Source organism: Stenotrophomonas pictorum JCM 9942 (assembly GCF_001431585.1).
GTDB lineage: Bacteria > Pseudomonadota > Gammaproteobacteria > Xanthomonadales > Xanthomonadaceae > Stenotrophomonas > Stenotrophomonas pictorum.
Genome location: NZ_LLXS01000016.1, coordinates 41,085 through 59,029 on the forward strand (window position 1 = coordinate 41,085; position 17,945 = coordinate 59,029).

Annotated in this window: 16 protein-coding genes; 12 read left to right on the top strand and 4 right to left on the bottom strand. The window is 67.9% G+C overall.

The features are described 5' to 3' along the window. Nucleotides 1–149: 149 nt before the first annotated feature. From ARC78_RS06275 to ARC78_RS06285, 3 genes are all read left to right on the top strand, one after another. Nucleotides 150–785, top strand: coding sequence for a tetratricopeptide repeat protein (locus ARC78_RS06275; protein ID WP_057505937.1), 636 nt, complete (start codon nucleotides 150–152; stop codon nucleotides 783–785). Between the two features lie 175 nt (nucleotides 786–960). After that, nucleotides 961–1,875, top strand: a complete 915-nt coding sequence (locus ARC78_RS06280; RefSeq protein ID WP_054660235.1) for an AEC family transporter — start codon at nucleotides 961–963, stop codon at nucleotides 1,873–1,875. Nucleotides 1,876–1,931: 56 nt separating this feature from the next. Continuing rightward, complete coding sequence (locus ARC78_RS06285) at nucleotides 1,932–2,948, top strand: hypothetical protein (protein ID WP_054660233.1); 1,017 nt, start codon at nucleotides 1,932–1,934, stop codon at nucleotides 2,946–2,948. Between the two features lie 34 nt (nucleotides 2,949–2,982). On the opposite strand, the gene ARC78_RS06290 is transcribed toward ARC78_RS06285, so the two are convergent. After that, the gene (locus tag ARC78_RS06290) at nucleotides 2,983–4,464 is read right to left on the bottom strand and encodes an AAA family ATPase (protein WP_057505938.1); all 1,482 of its coding nucleotides are present in this window, start codon (nucleotides 4,462–4,464) and stop codon (nucleotides 2,983–2,985) included. Between the two features lie 136 nt (nucleotides 4,465–4,600). Between ARC78_RS06290 and ARC78_RS06295 the strand changes: the two genes are divergently transcribed. From ARC78_RS06295 to ARC78_RS06315, 5 genes are read left to right on the top strand one after another with little or no spacing between them, the layout of a single operon-like run. After that, nucleotides 4,601–5,233: a ParA family protein gene (locus tag ARC78_RS06295; protein WP_057505939.1), complete on the top strand. Its 633-nt coding sequence runs from the start codon at nucleotides 4,601–4,603 to the stop codon at nucleotides 5,231–5,233. Between the two features lie 18 nt (nucleotides 5,234–5,251). Continuing rightward, on the top strand, nucleotides 5,252–5,728 hold the full coding sequence (locus ARC78_RS06300; protein WP_054660137.1) for a SixA phosphatase family protein: 477 nt from the start codon (nucleotides 5,252–5,254) through the stop codon (nucleotides 5,726–5,728). 4 nt (nucleotides 5,729–5,732) lie between these two features. Then, nucleotides 5,733–6,302 (top strand): YceI family protein, encoded by a 570-nt coding sequence (locus tag ARC78_RS06305; protein ID WP_054660139.1) that lies wholly within the window; start codon nucleotides 5,733–5,735, stop codon nucleotides 6,300–6,302. Next, nucleotides 6,299–8,272 (top strand): phospholipase D family protein, encoded by a 1,974-nt coding sequence (locus ARC78_RS06310; RefSeq protein WP_057505940.1) that lies wholly within the window; start codon nucleotides 6,299–6,301, stop codon nucleotides 8,270–8,272. The genes ARC78_RS06305 and ARC78_RS06310 overlap by 4 nt, the downstream gene beginning before the upstream one ends. Nucleotides 8,273–8,304: 32 nt before the next feature. Beyond that, nucleotides 8,305–8,733 (top strand): hotdog fold thioesterase, encoded by a 429-nt coding sequence (locus tag ARC78_RS06315; RefSeq protein WP_054660033.1) that lies wholly within the window; start codon nucleotides 8,305–8,307, stop codon nucleotides 8,731–8,733. A gap of 15 nt (nucleotides 8,734–8,748) precedes the next feature. Here the strand turns inward: ARC78_RS06315 and ARC78_RS06320 are convergent, their stop codons facing one another. Further along, entirely contained in the window at nucleotides 8,749–11,337 is a 2,589-nt protein-coding gene (locus ARC78_RS06320) for a sensor domain-containing protein (protein WP_199398898.1), read from the bottom strand. Nucleotides 11,338–11,533: 196 nt separating this feature from the next. Between ARC78_RS06320 and ARC78_RS06325 the strand changes: the two genes are divergently transcribed. The 4 genes from ARC78_RS06325 (at nucleotide 11,534) to ARC78_RS06340 (ending at nucleotide 16,138) form a co-directional block, all read left to right on the top strand. Continuing rightward, nucleotides 11,534–12,325 carry a lysophospholipid acyltransferase family protein gene (locus ARC78_RS06325; RefSeq protein ID WP_054660890.1) on the top strand — a complete coding sequence of 264 codons (792 nt, stop codon included), beginning with the start codon at nucleotides 11,534–11,536 and terminating at the stop codon, nucleotides 12,323–12,325. A 56-nt stretch (nucleotides 12,326–12,381) separates the two neighbouring features. Continuing rightward, complete coding sequence (locus ARC78_RS06330) at nucleotides 12,382–13,374, top strand: YheT family hydrolase (protein WP_057505961.1); 993 nt, start codon at nucleotides 12,382–12,384, stop codon at nucleotides 13,372–13,374. A gap of 67 nt (nucleotides 13,375–13,441) precedes the next feature. After that, entirely contained in the window at nucleotides 13,442–15,511 is a 2,070-nt protein-coding gene (locus tag ARC78_RS06335; RefSeq protein ID WP_057505942.1) for a tetratricopeptide repeat protein, read from the top strand. Nucleotides 15,512–15,526: 15 nt separating this feature from the next. Then, complete coding sequence (locus tag ARC78_RS06340) at nucleotides 15,527–16,138, top strand: YbhB/YbcL family Raf kinase inhibitor-like protein (RefSeq protein ID WP_054660544.1); 612 nt, start codon at nucleotides 15,527–15,529, stop codon at nucleotides 16,136–16,138. A 60-nt stretch (nucleotides 16,139–16,198) separates the two neighbouring features. On the opposite strand, the gene ARC78_RS06345 is transcribed toward ARC78_RS06340, so the two are convergent. Together ARC78_RS06345 and ARC78_RS06350 are read right to left on the bottom strand one after the other, a co-directional pair. Then, nucleotides 16,199–17,008 (bottom strand): META and DUF4377 domain-containing protein, encoded by an 810-nt coding sequence (locus ARC78_RS06345; RefSeq protein ID WP_057505943.1) that lies wholly within the window; start codon nucleotides 17,006–17,008, stop codon nucleotides 16,199–16,201. Nucleotides 17,009–17,090: 82 nt separating this feature from the next. Further along, nucleotides 17,091–17,885 (bottom strand): undecaprenyl-diphosphate phosphatase, encoded by a 795-nt coding sequence (locus tag ARC78_RS06350; RefSeq protein ID WP_054659582.1) that lies wholly within the window; start codon nucleotides 17,883–17,885, stop codon nucleotides 17,091–17,093. Nucleotides 17,886–17,945 lie beyond the last annotated feature (60 nt).

Sequence of the window (17,945 nt, forward strand, 5' to 3'; positions counted from 1 at the left end):
CGGCGGAGGCCTTCACACAGGCTCCCGGCAGCCGGCAAGTGTAGCAGTGCGGTTTTCCCCGCCGCCGGTGTTGCAGTCGCACATGGGCAGCCGTGCAGGTTAGGATCGGGGGCAGGGTGGGGGACAACCGAGATACGGGGGAGCAAGTGATGGGGATGACAATGCGCCTGGCAGCGGGAGTGCTGCTGGCCGGTTTTTTGCTTTCGACGGCGCAGGCGCAAAGCCTGCCCAAGATTGCCGAGTTCTACTTCGATGAAGACGTGGCCGCCAAGCCGCTCCAGGCATTGCCCGTCGATCAGCCCGGGCTGGTGGACCAGCTGATGAAACTGCGTGAGCGCGGGCGCAAGGCCGTCGAAGCCAGCGTGCAGCTGGCCTCCATTGCCTATGCCGAAGGTCGCAGTGAACTGGCGAACAAGCTTTACGGCGAAGCGCTGGGTGCGGTGGGCGATACCTCCGCGCAGGCGCGTGCCATCCGCTGGAATCACGCGTGGGATCTGTACCGGCAGGGCGATGCCGAAGCGGCCCTGGCGCTGTGGGCTGCCGCCGCCGAAGGCACCCGCGGGAACGCGGCCTGGGTGCCGCCGACACTGGCGTTGGCGCTGTGGAAGCTCGACCGCAAGGACGAGGCGGTCAGCTGGTTCGCCGCCGCGGTGCGTACCGAGCCGGAGCAGTGGAACGATGTCTCACGCTTTGCCCAGTTGCTGCCCCACTGGCAGGACGGCGAGCGCGCGCAGCTGGCTGAAGTGCAGCAGGCCTGGGCGGCCAGTCCACCGGCCTGGCCCTGAGCCGCGTGCTGTCCGGGTGGCCTGTTGCCGCGGACACCGCGCGGTAACCCAGCGCAGCGTCCCTGCCCGGGACAGGGCGTCGGGCACGCAGGAATGAGCGGGCAGGGCGAGCGCTTCGTCCGATCCTAGTCGGATGCCGGTTCCCTCACCGGTATGGTCAGTGCATGCTTGTGCCATGGCCTTTGATGCTTTCGCGCTGATCCTGGCCATGCTCGCGTTGGGCATGGTTTTCGCAAGGTTGCGCACCTTTCCCGACAACGCCGCCGACACGCTCAACAAGGTCGTGCTGTATGTGTGCCTGCCGGCGGCGGTGCTGACCTATGTGCCGCGGTTGCAGCTGGATACCGCGCTGCTCGGCCTGATGCTCACACCCTGGGTGTTGATGGGGTTGACGCTGGCGCTGGTCAGCCTGGCCACCCGGCTGTTCGGCTTCGAACGGCAGGTGCATGCGGTGTTGCTGCTGTGCGTGGCGTTGTGCAACTCCAGCTTCATCGGCTACCCGATGGTGCGCGCGCTGCTGGGTGACCACGCCTTGCCGTATGCGGTGGTCTACGACCAGTTCGGCACCTTCGTGCTGCTGTCCACGTTCGGGCTGTATGTGCTGGCGCGTTACAGCGGCGATGCGCCACCGGGCGGACGTGCGATCGTGCTGCGGATCCTGAAGTTCCCGCCGCTGTGGGCACTGGGGTTCGCGCTGGTGCTGATGCCGGCCAGTCCGCCGGCCTGGATCGCATTGGCGTTGAAGAACCTGGCTGATGCGATGCTGCCGCTGGTGATGCTGGCCGTCGGCTTGACCATCCAGCTGCGGCTGACGCGTGCTGAACTTGCGCCGTTGGGGGTGGGGCTGCTGCTCAAGCTGGTGGTGCTGCCGGCGGCGGCCCTGCCGCTGTCGTGGGCGTTTGGATTGCAGGGCGAGATGTTGCGGGTCAACGTGCTGGAAACCGCCATGCCGACCATGATCACCGCGGCCGCGCTGGCGATCTCGCACCGGCTGGCGCCGCGACTGGCCGCCGCGCTGGTCGGTTACGGCATCGTGTTGTCGCTTGTCACCTTGCCGGTCTGGGTGTGGGTGTTGCACCGGGTTTCCTGATACAACGTGTCCGGGAGCCGCTACCGCTCCCTCCACTTCCAGGAAGGAGTTGGCTGATGAAGGGCAACAAAGCGTTCTTTCTCTTGTTTGGCACGTTGCTGTCGGTCCCCGGTCTGGCTGGCGGATCAACGTCTCCCGAACCTACCGTCGAGTCGGGGGCGAACGACTTTCACGCACCGATGCTGCAGAAAGCGCAGGAGCTGGCAGCCAGCGGGCAGCCACTGGCGTTGCTGGTAGCATCACGCTTGGCCTTGCCGACCGAGCTGTCGGCGCAGCCACACCCATCGTCCGTTCCCCGCCAGAGTGATGCTTGGCTGGAGCAGGCCATCCGCGAGGGCAGCGAGCAGCCTGTGATAGCGCGCGCGGCGGTGAGCCGTTGCATCAGCGCGGGACAGTGCGACATCCCCCTGGCGATTCGTATACTGAAAACGCAGGAAGCCGATGAAGCAATTGCACAGCTGCTTTTATGGCGCATGGCCGTGGCTTTGGGCGATACCGAGGAGGCGTCGCTGGCATGGACGCGCGCGACCCAAGCGACCCGCTTTGTTGATGAATATGCCGAAGGACTGGACATGCTCGATCGCATGACCCGCGGCATGCGTATTCCAGTGCACTCCACGGCGGTGCAGACCGATCCGGAACAGGCGCGCCTGATCATGGTGTATGCCTTGGCCTCGGCCTTCTCCATGACAGCGCTGGGTGAGGTGCAGCAGCAATGTCCAGCACCTGTCGACGCTACGCGCAGCGAGGGATGTCGAAACCTCCTGACGTTGCTGGCCGGCAGCAATGCGCTGCTGGCCAGCAGCTATGGAAGCGCAAGGATGCAGGTATATGCCCGGGATGCGACTGAGCGTGAATACTGGCAGCAACGCCGGCGCGAAGTGGCCTGGATCTCCGGGCAGGCGCTGGGTTTGCTGTCGCACCAGGCCGATGGAGGCACCGTGGCGGAAATGCAGCAGTACCTGCGCTGGAACGTGGTATCGGGCGAATTGGGTGCGATGCGGCAACTGTTGGCGGCGAACGATATCCCGCCAACGCCGCCGCTGAACTGGCAGCCGGAAAAGGTTCTCTAAGGCCTCACCCGCCTGCGGGGGAGGCGGCAGGGCCTCAATCCGCCGACACCGTGCGTTCGCGTGCCCACGCACGCAGCGCCTGCACCGGTTCGGCCATCAGCACCGACAGCGGCCTTGTGCTGCGGATCTCGGCCATCAGCAGTTCGGTGTCCAGGGGCTTCTGCTCGGCGTGGGCGGCGTACAGGCCGGCGACGATGGCCTGCTCGATTTCGGCACCGGAGAAGCCTTCGCTGGCTGCGGCCAGGGCCGGCAGCGCGAAATTCCCGGCAACGAGGCCGCGCTTGCCCAGGTGCAGGCGCAGCAGCTCCACGCGGGTGTCCGGCGAGGGCAGGTCGACAAAGAAGATCTCGTCGAAACGGCCCTTGCGCAGCAGCTCGGCCGGCAGTTCCTGTACCTGGTTGGCGGTGGCGACGATGAACACCGGCGCCTTGCGCTCGGCCATCCAGGTCAGCAGATAGCCCAGGACGCGGCGTGACACACCGCCGTCCTCGCCGTTGCTGGCCAGCCCTTTTTCGATCTCGTCGATCCACAGCACGCACGGCGCCAGCTGCTCGGCCGAGGCCAGCGCATCGCGCAGGTTCTTTTCGGTTTCGCCGTGGTACTTGTTGTAGAGCATGCCGAAGTCCAGCCGCAGCAACGGCACGCCGAACCCGGTGGCGGTGGCCTTGGCCAGCATCGACTTGCCGCAGCCCTGCACGCCCAGCAGCAGCATGCCCCTGGGCGGGTCCAGTCCGGGTGGTGCGGTGCCGGCGACGAACACCGCGCGGCGCTGCGCGATCCAGCGTTTCAGCCGGGCCGCGCCGGCGACGTCGCCGAACCGCGCGCTGTCGTATTCATAGTGCAGGTGGCCGCTGCGGTTGAGCAGCTCGAACTTCAGCTTGGCCAGTTGCGGCAGGTCGTTGGGTCCCAGCGCGCCGTCGTCGTAGATCAGCTGGCGGGCGATGCGGCGGGCATCGGGCAGGCTCAGGCCCTGCAGGTTGCGCAGGATCTGCCGCACCGCGTCCTGGTCCACCTCCACGCGCCGGCCGCCGTGCTCGCCGGCATAGGCGCCGGCTTCCTCGCGCAGCATCTTCAACAACGCGTTGGCATCGGGCAGGCGCGGGTTGAAGCGGGTTGCCAGCGCCTCCAGTTCGGCCGGCAGTTCGACCTTGCTGCCGACCAGCACCAGCACATGCGGCTGGCTGTGCCGGCGCTGCACGATGTCGCGCAGCAGCCGTTGATGGCTGGCGTAACCCAGGTAGGGATGGATGTCGAGCAGCAGGTAGATACCGCGCTGGTCGGCGTCCTGGATCATCCGCAACACCGCGCTGGCATCGGGGGGACCGATGGCATCGTCCTCGCGGTCCATGTCGATGCGGCGCAGGCCTTCGGTGATCGACCAGCGGTACAGGGCGCGCCACACCTGCATCAGCGCCTGCCGGAACAGCTCCACGATCCGTGTTTCGTCCTGGGTCTGGATGACGATCAGCGGCGTGTTGGCGCGGATCAGTGCGGTGAGGTCCTGCAGCTCGCTCATGGTGGTTCCATCCCCGGGGCGCACACGATAGCAAAGCCGGACCGGGCCGCTGGCGGACGTTCCTGATCCGGTGACTACCGTTGGCAATGCGCCGCGGTGTACGCTGCGGACAAGTCCCGCGCAAAACGAGGCGTGCATGAAGACGATCCTGGTAGCCGGCTCCAAAGGCGGTGTCGGCAAGACCACCATCGCCACCCATCTGGCCGCGCAATCGGCGTTGGCCGGCACTGCCACGGTGATCGCCGACGCCGACCCGCAGGGCTCCAGCACCCGCTGGGCGCAGCGCCGCTCGGTGCTCGACAGCGCCGTGCTGCCGTTGGACGTGTACCGCAAGAAGCACTGGGAAAAACGCATTCCCGATGGCACCGGGCAGGTGATCATCGATGCGCCCGCCGGCGCGTATGCCGAGGATCTGGAGCACTTCCTCGACGTGGCCGATGCGGTGGTGGTGCCGGTGCTGCCCTCGGCGCTGGATATCGAGGCGATCGTCGGCTTTCTGAACAGTCTGGCCAAAATCCCGCGCGTGCATTCGCGCGCGCTGCCCGTGGGGCTGGTGCTCAACCGCACCAAGCCATGGACGCAGACCTCGCAGCAGGCCCAACAGATGTTGGCGCAATGGCCGTATGAAGTGGTCGCGCAGCTGCGCGACAGCCAGAGTTACGTGGTGATGGTCGGGCTCGGGCGCAGCCTGTTCGACTATCACTCCGCCCAGGTACGCGAGCACCAGCACGACTGGGCGCCGCTGCTCAAATGGTTGAACAAGGTCTGACAGGAGTATTCCCCGACCATGCGTGAACTGATCCTGCTGCGACATGCCCACGCCGAACCGGCGGCCACTGGCCAGGCCGATATCGACCGTCCCCTTTCCCCGCATGGCCTGGCCGAAGCCGAAGCCGCCGGGCGCTGGTTGCTGGAACACAAGTTGACCCCGGACCGGGTGCTGTGCTCACCGGCGCGACGCACGCGCGAGACGCTCGAAGCGGTGCTGGAACGGACCGGCTACGTCGAACAGCGCCTGGACGAGCGCATTTACGACGCGGTCCCCGGCACGCTGGCCGCGCTGGCCGATGAGCACCGTGAAGTGGAGCGCCTGCTGATTGTCGGCCACAACCCGGGGCTGGAGCAGCTGGTGGCGCTGATGCACAGCGGCCAGTCCGGCGACTACCGCGGCATGCCGCCGGCGGCGGTGGCGGTGTTGTCCTTGCCGATGGAGGCGGCGATCGAGCCGGGTATCGCCCGGCTGACCGCGTTCTGGTGGCCCTAACCCCATGGCGGCGGCGCGGGGAGGGCTGCTGCTGAGTCTGGTACTGCTGGCCAGCTCGGCTTTCGCGGGCGAGCCGCTGCAGTTTGACACCGCCCATTCCCGGTTCGGTTTCGAGATACGCACCCGCTTCGGGCAGACGATCGAGGGCGTGTTTCCGCGATTCGAGGGCTGGATCACGGTGCTGCCCGACGGCAGCCACCAGGTGCGGCTGCGCATGTTCACCCAGTACGTGGAGATCCCGGGCAAGCCGCGCTACACCGGCTGGATGCGCGGGGAGGACTTCTTCGATGCCGTCCATCATCCGCTGGTGGAGTTCGAGTCCGATCCCTACCGGCCGGAGATCGCCGAGCACGGCGGCAAGATCGACGGACGGCTGAGTATCCGCGGCATCAGCCGGCGTGAAACGCTGCATCTGCTGAAGCCTGAATGCGCAAGGCCCGGCTATGATTGCGACCTCATCAGTCGTGGCACCGTCCAACGCGGGCGCTACGGCATGGATAGCTGGCAGATGGCAGTGAGTGACCGAGTGACCTTTGTATTGCGTACGCGCCTGACCCGCGCCCCTGGACCGTGAATTTCCTGTTGCGTCTGCTGCTGCTCGGCGCCGCGGTGCTGGGCGCTGGCTGTGCCTCGCTGTCGCCGCAGCAGAAGGACCGTGCCCAAGGGATCGCCATCGCCGCGCGCTCCAGCACGGTGACGTGCGATCTTCCCGACCGCTGCGCGCTGGATTCGCCGCTGCGCGCGCTCGGCGGCCAGGCGATCGCCGGCTCGCAACCGGAGTTGCCGCTGCACTACGCCACCATCCTGGACGAGGGCGAGCTGTCGCTGGTGGCGCGCCTGAACCTGATCCGCAGCGCCACCCGCAGCATCGATCTGCAGACCTACATCTTCGACACCGACGACAGTGCGCGGCTGGTACTGGACGAGCTGCTGGCCGCCGCCCGGCGCGGGGTCCAGGTGCGGTTGCTGATCGACCAGCTCTCGGCGATTTCCGACCTGGAGGTGCTCGGCGCCCTGTCCACCGCGCACGTGAACTTCCAGCTGCGCGTCTACAACCCCGCCTTCGGCAAGGCCAAGCTCAACTATCTGGATTACGCCGGCAGCGTGCTGTGCTGCTTCCGCCGCTTCAACCAGCGCATGCACAACAAGCTGCTGGTGATTGATGACGTGATCGGCGTGGTCGGCGGGCGCAACTACCAGGACGACTATTACGACTGGGACCACGAGTACAACTTCCGCGACCGCGACGTGCTGGTGGCCGGCCCCGAGGCGCGCGAGATGGCGGCCAATTTCCAGGCGTTCTGGAACGCGCGGCGCAGCGTGGATGCCGAGCGCCTGAATGATGTGGGCCGCACGCTGCTCCGGCAGGGGCCGCCGCCGATGCCGCCGGCACGCTTCCGGCGTCCGGAGCGCATCGCGCGGGTGGATGCCGAGGCGTCGGACCCGGCGTTCATCGCCCGCCAGTTCGTGGATACCGCGCTGCCGGTGCGCTCGGTCAGCTATGTGGCCGATCTGCCACGCAAGCACCGCCGCGACCGCAGCGATTCGGCCTTGGCCGGCCAGCACCTGACCGAGCCGCGGCTGGATGCGCTGATCGCCGGCGCCGAGCGCGAAGTGCTGCTGCAGACCCCGTACCTGGTGCTGTCCGAGCCGGCACAGACGCTGTTCAAGGACCTGCGCCGGCGCGCGACGCCGCCGCGGGTGGTGGTCTCCACCAACAGCCTGGCCGCCACCGACAACCCGATCGTCTATGCGCTGTCCTACAAGTACAAACGCCGCAACCTGCGCGAGCTGGGTTTCAACATCTACGAATACAAGCCGTTTCCGCTGGATGCGCCGGTGGCTTCTTTCAATATCGTGCCCCCGCCGTTGCCCGGCGAGCGGGAGGAACAGCACCGCAGCCGCGTGCTGGGCGGCAGTGCCGCCGGCAGCAATGTGCGCGGCAGTGGATCGGGCCGGCGCCTGAGCGCCGATGGCAGCGAGGTGGAATACGAGCTGCTGCGCACCGAGACCCGTCCCTCCTTCCTCGGCACGCGGGCGGTGAACCGGCCGCTGCCGGTGACCCGCCGTGGCGCGCGCATGGGCCTGCACGCCAAGTCGCTGGTGGTGGACCGCCGCATCGGGGTGATCGGCACCCACAACTTCGACCCGCGCAGCGAGAACTACAACACCGAAGGAGCGGTGATCATCGAGGATCCGGTGTTCGCTGAACGGCTGGCGCAGAGCATCCTGCGCGATGTGCATCCGGACAATTCCTGGGTGGTGGCGCCACGGCAGAAGGCGCCGGTGCTGTCAGGACTGAACTACAGCCTGGGCAAGGCCTCCGAGGCGCTGCCGGTGCTCGATTTCTGGCCATGGCGCTATGCCACCGACTATGCGTTCCAGCCCGGCCCGGACTGTCCGCAGCCGCTGCCCCGGCAGGATCCGGATTTCCACCGTTGCTACACCGCCGTGGGCGATTTCCCGGAGGTGGATGTCGGCCCGAAATGGCTGCTGGTGCGGATGCTGACCGCCTTCGGCGCCGGTCTGGTACCGATCCTGTAACGCCTTCCTTGGTCTTTGAACAGGTTATGCGCATGTCCCGAGTATTCCACCAGCCGGTCGATCTGCAGCAGCTCAACGCGCTCAGCCGCAACACGCTGATCGAGCATCTGGGCATCGTCTTCACCGCCGCCGGCGAGGACTGGCTGCAGGCGACGATGCCGGTGGACGAGCGTACCCGGCAACCGTATGGCCTGCTGCACGGCGGCGCCTCGGTGGTGCTGGCCGAAACACTGGGCAGTAGCGCCGGCAATCTGTGCGTGGACCCGGACCGGCAGGTCTGCGTCGGTCTGGAAATCAATGCCAACCACCTGCGCGCCGCACGTTCGGGGATGGTGACCGGCACCGCCCGCGCGCTGCATGTCGGGCGCACCACGCAGGTGTGGGAGATCCGCATCGAGAACGAGGCCGGCAAGCCGGTGTGCGTCTCGCGGCTGACGCTGGCGGTGGTGGCGTCAGCCTGAGGCGTTGGCGCCGGCTCAGCAGCTCACGGCCGGCGCTACGGGTGCTGCCAGGTGCTCGCGCACCCACTGTGCCAGTGCCGGCGCAGGCAGCGCCGCGGTGAAGTGGAAGCCCTGGGCGATCTGGTAGCCCTGCTGGCCGAGCAGGCGCAACTGCGCCTGGCTCTCCACGCCTTCGGCCACCACTTTGAGTTGCAGGCTCTGGCCGATATGCGCGATCGCCTGGGTCAAGGCGCACGCGATCGGGTCCTCCTCGATCCCGCAGACGAAGCTGCGGTCGAGTTTGAGTTCGCTGATCGGCAACTGCCGCAGGTAGCTCAGGCTGGAGTAGCCGGTGCCGAAGTCATCCATCGACAGCCGTACCCCCAGCGCATGCACTTCGTGCAGGGTGCGCAAGGTGGTGGGATCGGTGTCGAGCAGGATGTCCTCGGTGATCTCCACGGTCAGGTCCGTGGCCACCAGGGCCTCGCGCTGCAGGATCTGCGCGATCCGTGCCGGCAGCCCGGCGTCGTGGAAGTCGGTCGGTGACAGGTTCACCGCCACTGACGGCACCTGCAGCCCGTCGCGGCGCCAGCTGGCCAGCTGCTTACATGCTTGGGCGAGTGCCCATTGCCCGATTTCGCCGATCAGGCCGCACTCCTCGGCCAGCGCGATGAAACGTATCGGCGGCACCGTGCCCAGCGTTGGATGCTGCCAGCGCGCCAGCGCCTCGACGCTGTGCAGGTGGCCGTCGGCGATGTCGATCTGCGGCTGGTAATGCAGCTGCAGCTGGTGGTGCTGGAGCGCCTCGCGCAGGGCCGCCTCCATGGTCAGCCGTTCCTGTGCGCTCTGGTTCATTTCCGGGCAGTAGAAGCGCACCCGCGCGCGGCCGCTGTGTTTGGCCTGGTACATGGCCATGTCCGCGTTCTGCAGCAGTGTCTCCATGTCGCCGCCATCGTGCGGAAACACGCTGATGCCGATGCTGGCCGAGGACCGCACCTCCACCTCGCCCAGCTGCCACGGTTGGGACAGCGCGTGCAGTAGGCGCTCACCGCGCTCCAGGGCGGCCTGCGCATCGCATGGGGCCAGTACCACCACGAATTCGTCGCCGGACAGACGCCCGACGATGTCCCTGGGCCCGGCTTCCTCCTGCAGCCGTCGCGCGACGGTGCGCAGCAGGGTGTCGCCCCCGGGATGGCCCATCGAGTCGTTGACCTGCTTGAAGCGGTCCAGGTCGATGAACAGCACCGCCAGTTCCTGCCCGGCATGGCCGGCCGCGCTGATCGCCTGGTCGGCCTGGGCATGCAGCAGGCTGCGGTTGGGCAGCCCGGTCAGATCGTCATAGAACGCCAGCCGGCGGATGCGGTTGCGCGCCTCCTCGCGCTCCAGCGCCAACGCGCACAGATGCACGATGACGGCCACCAGCCGGTGATGGAACTCGTCCGGATCATGCGGCTGGCGGTAGTAGAAGGCGAAGGTGCCCAGCACGCGGCCGTCGCTGGCCTTGATCGGTGTGGACCAGCAGGCGGCCAGGCCGTGGGCCAGGGCCACGGCCCGGTGGGGAATGTCGGCCCAGTTCGGATCGGTGGCGATATCGCGGGCGATCACGGTTTCGCCGGTATACGCAGCGGTGCCGCAGCTGCCCGTGCGCGGGCCGGCGATCACGCCATCGACCAGGCGGCTGAAGGGGTCGGGCAGGCTGGGGCCGGCCAGGGTACGCAGCTTGCCGTCCTCGACCCGCAGCACCGAGCTGATCACCTCCGGCGCGATGCGTTCGACCTCCAGGCACATCATCTGCAGCACTTCGGCGGTGGGCACCTCGCGGACCAGCGCATCGAGCATCTTGTGCTGCAGCAGCTCGTGCACTTTGGTGCGGGTGATGTCCATCAGCACCACCACCTGGTTCACCAGTGTGCCGTAGTCATCGAAGATCGGGTTGGTGCTGACCGAGCACCACAGCGGTTGCCCGTTGTGCCGGTACAGACGCTCGTCGCGCTGGATCGGCTCTCCGGCCTTGAGCTGCCGCGTATCGGCGTCCATCTGCGCGGCGCCATGACTGCCCGGGGCCAGCAGCGCCGGCAGGTACTGGCCGATGGCTTGGTGCTCGGCAAAGCCGAACAGCCGGCCAAAGCCCTTGTTGAGCTGCACGATGCGCCCTTCACCGTCGGTGATCAGTACCGCGCTGTGGGTCTCATCAAAGCCCAGTGACAGCAGGCGGCCGCGTTCCTGCTGCTGGCGTTGCACGGTGACGTCGCGGATCAGTGCCATACGCAGGCTGTCCGTGCCGGCGCTGAGCGTGGACAGCGCCACGCTGATCCAGCACTCGCTGCCATCCGCGCGGACCAGCTTGATGTCATGCGGCTGGGCGGACAGCTCGCTGATCCGGTTGCGGTCGCCGGGATACAGGCGGGTGTCGTAGCGCTCGCGCACCGCCGGCGGCGCCAGCACGCCCAGGTTGCGGCCGAGCAGCTGCGCGCGCGGCCAGCCGCAGATCGCCTCCATCGCCGCGTTGACGTACATGATGCGGTTCTGCTCGTCGAACAGGATCACCCCGTTGCCGATCTGTTCCAGCGCGGCCGAGAAGAACGGCAGCATCGCGCTGGCCGGTCCGGGTGTGTTTTGCTCCATCCTGCGGCTCCCCATGTCCATGGCTCCCCATGCCCGGCGGCAGACCGTGAAGGGTGTGACGCAGCCAGCATAAGCCAAATGTCCCGGGTCCCTGCAGCGGTGTTGGCGGCGGCATTGTCCGTGCGACGGAGGGGGCTGGCGCCGGCGGCGGTGTTCGCGCTGGCGAAAGCCGGACCGCATCCGGTATCGTGCGCGGATGACTTTCCCCCGATCCGCCGGCCATGGCGGTGTGGTCCGCGTGTTCCGCTACCTGTACCGCGTCCCGCTGCTGCTGGTCCACATCGTGCTGTTCCTGCCGCTGATCCTGCTGCTGATGCTGCCCCCGTGGGGCCGTCTCGGTGCGGCGGACGATCCGCTGGAACATCGCGTGGTGCGCGGGTGGTCGACCATGTTCATGTGGATATTCGGCTTCCGCCTGCAGCGCTATGGCCAGCCGCTGCCCGGTGCGGTGCTGTTCGTGGCCAACCATGTCGGCTGGGTCGACATCTGCATGATCCACAGCCAGAAGATGGTCGGTTTTGTCGCCAAACGCGAAATCGCCAGCTGGCCGCTGGTGGGCTGGGTGGCCTCGCGCGGACACACCATCTATCACCAGCGCGGCAACACCGAATCGCTGGGCGGGGTGATGGAGGAAATGGTCAAGCGCCTGCAGGAACAGCGTCCGGTGGCGGTGTTCCCGGAAGGCCGCACCCGCGGTGGCCAGCAGGTGGGCCCGTTCCACGCGCGTATTTTCCAGGCCGCGGTGGAGACCGGGGTGCCGGTACAGCCGGTGGCGCTGCGCTATGGCGAGCGCGGCGATGCGCAGACCACGGTGGCGTTCGCGCCGGGTGAGAGCTTCCTCGGCAACTTCCTGCGGCTGCTGGGTGAACCGGTGCGACGGGCCGAGGTGCATTTTCTCGAGCCGATCGGCAGCGTGGATCTGGAAGGCCGGCGCCGTCTCGCCGAGACCGCGCGCGCGCGCATCGTGGCGGTGATGGAAGGGCCCTGAGTGATGCGGGTTGTTCACGCCCTCTGGCTCCGGTGCGGCGCAGCCTGTCGGCCATGTTGAGTGCCGCCAACTACCTGCCGCCGCCCTGGCTGCGCAATCCGCACCTGCAGTCGATGCTGGCGTCCAGCCGGCTGCGGCTGCGCCGCGGCGAGCAGCTGCTCGCGGCCAGTGGCGCACAGTCGCGCGAACTGATCCTCGATGGCGGCGACGGTGTGCGCCTGCAGGCGTTGCACAGCCGGATTCCGGCGCAGCGTGAACCGGTCGGGCTGGCACTGCTGCTGCATGGCTGGGAGGGCAGCACCCAATCCAGCTACATGCGCATGACCGCCGCACGGCTGTTGGAGCAGGGCTTCGAGGTGGTGCGGCTGAATTTCCGCGATCATGGCAACACCCATCACCTGAATCCGGGCATCTTCCATTCCTGCCGGATCGACGAGGTGGTGCACGCGGCCGCGGATGTGGCGCGGCGTTTCCCGCACCTGCCGCTGGTGGCGGCCGGCTATTCGCTGGGCGGCAACTTCGTGTTGCGGCTGGCCTTGCGCGCACCGGCCGCCGGGATACCGCTGGTGCGGGTGGCCTCGGTCTGTCCGGTGCTGGATCCGGCGGTGACGATGGACAGCATCGAGCGTGGTCCAGCGATGTACGACTGGTATTTCCATCGCAAATGGACCGGCTCGCTGCGCCGCAAGCGCGCGCTGTTCCCGGAGCTGGCCGACTGCGATGACGGGGTGCTGAGACTGGACATCCGCGCGCTGACCGGCTGGCTGGTGGAACGGCATACCGATTACGGCTCGCTGCAGGCGTATTTCGACGGCTACTCCATTGCCGGCGGGCGGCTGGCCACCCTGCAGCTGCCGGCCGACATCCTGATGGCCAAGGACGATCCGGTGATTCCCTTCACCACGTTCGACCAGTGGCAGCTGCCGGCGCAGGCGCGACTGGAGATCGCCGACTGGGGCGGACATTGCGGCTTCCTGGAAAACCTGCGCGGCGACGGCTTTGCCGAGCGCTGGGTGGCGCAGCACCTGCGCCGGGCCGTGACCGACTGAACCGGCACGGGCCGGACGCATGCGCGCTGCCGGCTACAATGCGGGTTTGCGCTAACGCCGGACCGTCATGCAAGAGAACATCATTCAAGCCCTGCGCCGTAACGCCGCCGATGAGGCCGTGTCGCTGGCGCGCGAATGGACCGCTGCCGAGCCGCAGCAGCCGCAGGCCCACCGTTGGCTGGCGCTGGCACTGCAGCAGCAGGGCAATCACGCCGATGCGCAGGCCGCGCTGGGCCAGGCGCTGGCGCTGGCGCCGGACGATGCCGCCTTGCACCTGCAGCATGCCGGCCTGCTGCTGGCGCAGCGCCAGCTCGAGGCTGCCGGCCAGGCGCTGGACAAGACCACCGCGCTCAACCCCAACGAATTTGCCGCCTACCTGATGCAGGCGCATCTGGCGCTGGCCCGCGACGACGTCGATGAGGCCGACCGCCTGGGCCGGCTGGCCGCGCGCGTGGAGCCGGACAGCCCGGAGCTGGCCGCGGTCGAAGGTATGGTGGCGTTGCGCCGTGGCGAGGTGGACCGTGCGCTGGCGGTGCTGTCGTCGGCCAGCCAGGCGCTGCCCAACGATCCGCGCCTGCTGTATGCGCTGGGCTTTGCCTATCTGGGCAAGGACATGCTGGCCTTCGCCGAGCAGGCGTTCCGCCGTGTGGTCGAATTGAACCCGTCCAACCATGCCTTGCGCGGCCTGCTGGTGCAGCTGGCGCTGCGCCAGGGCAATACCGAAGGTGCTGCTGAAACGATGCGCCAGGTGCTGGCCACGGCCGAGGGCGACACCCCGGGCATGCGCCGCCTGGCCGGTGAGCTGGAACTGGCTTCCGGCCAGCCGCTGCAGGCGCTGGAACACCTGCGTCCGCTGCTGGCCGCGTTGCCGGGCGACCGGCCGACGCTGCAGATGCTGCTGGTGGCCTGGCAGCGGCTGGGCCGCGACGAGGAAGCGCGCACCGAGCTGGACGCGGTGCTTGCCAACCACACTCAGCTGCACGATCTGTGGCTGGCCCGCCTGGCGGTGGCGCCGGTCGGCAGCGCCGAAGCGGTGGAGGTGGTCGAACGCTGGCTGACGGCCATGCCCGAACACCTGCCGGCGCTGGAAACGCGCATGCGTCTGCACGACATGAACCAGGAAGCCGACGCGGCCGAAGCCGTGGCGCGGCGCATCGTCGCGCTGGAGCCGGGCCGGGTCAGTGGCGAACAGCGCATCGTCGAAGCGCTGCTGGCGCGCGAGCCGGCAGCGGCGGTGGCGCATGTGCAGGCCCTGCTCGACAACGCGCCGGCCGAAGTGCGCCCGGCGCTGCGCACGTGGCTGGGCGCCGTGCAGGATCGCGCCGGGGAACCGGCCGCCGCACTGAAAACCTGGTTGGAGCTGCACGCCGAGCTGGCGCCCTCGCGGCTGCCGTTGCCGCCGCAGGCCAAGGCGCCGGCGAGCTGGCCCGAGCAGGGCAGTGTCGCTGAGGATCACCCGGTCCGGCCGATCTTCGTCTGGGGCGCGCCGGGTTCCGGTGTGGAGCGGGTGGTGGAAGTGATGGCCGCCGGCAGCCCGGTGCTGCGTGCCGACCGCTTCGGGCCGAACCCGCCCGACGATGGCTTCCAGAATTTCCATACCCTGCAGCGTCTGGCCACCGACGAACTCACCCCCGGGCAGCTGGTGCAGCAGTGGCGTGAGCAGCTGCCGGCGCGTGGCATCAGCGACGGCAACGTGATCGACTGGCTGCTGTGGTGGGACAACGCGCTGCTGTGGGCGCTGCGCCCGCAGTTGCCCGAAGGCCGGCTGGTGGTGGTGGTGCGCGATCCGCGCGACATGCTGGTGGAATGGCTGGCGCTGGGGGCACCGGCACCGCTGGCGGTGAATTCGGCCAGCGAGGCGGCCCAATGGCTGGCGCGTTCGCTGGAGCAGGTGGTGCAGCTGCACGAGCAGGAGCTGTACACCCACCTGATCGTGCGTACCGACGATGCGGTCAACGACCCGGCGGCGATGGGCGCGCTGCTGGAACAGGCCTTCGGCCTGCGTTTCCCGCCGGTGCGCAGTCTCGGACCGACCACCCTCGCTGCCGGCCACTGGCGCAAGTACGCGCAGGTGCTGGCCGGCGAGTTCGCCAAGCTGACCCCGGTCGCGGTGCGGCTGGGTTATCCCGAAGTCTGAGCGACAGGAGCACGCATGAAACTGGACAGCCAGAGTTTCCACAACGGCCAGCCGATTCCGGCCGAATTCGCCGCCGGCGATGCCACCGGTTTTGCCGGCAACCGCAATCCGCAGCTGGCCTGGCGCGAGGTGCCCGACGGCACACGCTCGTTCGTGCTGCTGTGCGTGGACCCGGATGTACCGACGGTGGCCGAGACCGTCGGCCGCAGCGACATGACCGTGCCGCTGGACCAGCCGCGCGGAGAGTTCGTGCACTGGGTGATGGTGGATATCCCCGCGCAGCTGCGGGAGATCGCCGCCGGCAGCTGCAGCGAAGGCTTCAGCGTGGGTGGCAAGGCGCAGCTGGCCGGTCCGGCCGGTGCCCGTCAAGGTCTGAACGACTACACCGGCTGGTTTGCCGGGGACGCGCAGATGGGCGGCACCTACCGCGGCTATGATGGCCCGTACCCGCCGTTCAACGACGAGCGGCTGCACCGCTACTTCTTCCGCCTGTTCGCGCTGGATATCGCGCAGCTGCCGGTGGACGGCGATTTCACCGCGGCGCAGGTGCTGCGGGCGATGCAGGGCCATGTACTGGCCGAAGCCAGCGTGCATGGCACCTACACGCTGAACCCGGCACTGGGCTGAGGCGGCGCAGCGGCAAAAGAAAAGGGCGCCGCAAGGCGCCCTTTCTGTATCGGCCGGTGGTTACGGCTTGACCTGTTCCGAGCCGACCACCATGTCCAGCACATAGGCCTGCGAGGCGCCATCGGCCGGCGGGTTCTTGACCTCGTAGCGCTTCACGCGCAGCACATTGCGCACGCCCGGCTGATGGGTGTAACCCTCGATGTTGCCGTAGAAGTTCTCCCAGGCGCCGCGCTGGCCCTGTTCCAGGCCCTGGTCGTCGTACTTCACTTCACGCACCTGCAGGCAGGTGGCGTCCTTCATCAGCGGGTGGGAGCACGGCTTGCTCTGCGCGTCCACTTCCAGGAACACCGTCTCGCCCTGGCCGCCGTAACGGGTTTCCGCGGTGGGCGCGCCGGCAAACACCAGCACATCGCCGCTGGCGGTGACCAGGGTCAGCTTGCTGGCATCGAGCGAACGCACGGTCAGCTTGCCGCCCTGCAGGCGCTCGCTCACCAGCCCATCCAGCGCCATCAGCTCCGGCTCGCAGGCCATGTTGGTGGACATCAGGCTGCCCATGGACAGCGCGTCCCCTTCCAGCGTGTAGCTGCCGCCCAGGCCGTTGCAGGTGTTGCTGACGGCGACGCGGCCGTCGGTGAAGTCCAGCGTGACCGGCTTGTCGGTGCGTACGAACAGGCCATCGATGCGCTTGCCACTGGCGTCGGTCGCGGTTTCCAGCGTCCAGTGGCGGGTGCCCAGCAGGGCGCCGTCGATGCCGGCGGCGGCCGGCGCACTGGCCGCTGGCGCGGTGGTCGCCTCACCGGTGGTCGCCGGCGGATTGCTGCAGGCGGTCATCAGGGCGAAGGGAAGTGCCAGCAGGAGGATGCGCTTCATGGGGAACTCCTTGGAGCTTTGGAAAGAGGTGGCACGGTAAACGGGCAGGCGTACCTGGCGGGGTTGCCGACGTTTTGCCTATTCAGTTTCCAGCAGGCAAAAACAGCAGCAGGCCGATGCCCAGTGCGATGCGGTATAGCGCAAAGCCCGTGAAGGGACGGCGCTTGATGTAGTCCAGCAACCACTTCACCACGATGAAACCGGTGACCACCGCGGCGGCGAAGGCCACGCCCACCTCGCCCCAGTTCTCGCTACCGAGCGCTCCGTCCCTGGCAAGTTCCATGAACGCGTAGCCACTGGCGGCGAACATGGTGGGAATGCCGACCAGGAACACGAATTCGGCCGCGGCTGCGCGGCGCGTCAGGCCCAGCAGCATGGCCAGGAAAATGGCCGCCGCCGAGCGCGAGGTGCCGGGAAACACGCCGGCGATCACCTGGGCCAGGCCCACGGCGATGGCGACTTTCCAGGTCACCGTCTCGCTGTCGGGCAGGCGTGACGCCAGGCGCTCGGCCACCAGCATCCAGACCCCGCCGATCAGCACCGCCCACGCGATGGGGGTGACGGTTTCAGGCAGCTGCCAGCCAGCCAGCCGCACCGGCAGCCCGACCAGCGCGGTGACCAGGAAGGCCACGCCCAGCTTCATCACGTAGTCGCGGTTCTCACGCTGGTCCAGGCCGTTGGCCAAGGTCCACAGCCGCTCGCGGAAGGCCAGGGTCACCGCGAGAATCGCGCCGGCCTGGATGACGATGTTGAAGAAGTCCGAACGGGCACCGAGCCAGTGCTGGGAGATCAGCAGGTGGCCGGTACTGGAGATGGGGAGGAATTCGGTGAGGCCTTCGAGGATGCCCAGCAACAGGGCGGAGAGCAGGTCTGACATGAAAAGAGTGTGTGAAAAAGGCGCCGACAGCATAGTGCATGCCCGTGGTTGCACCAGTTT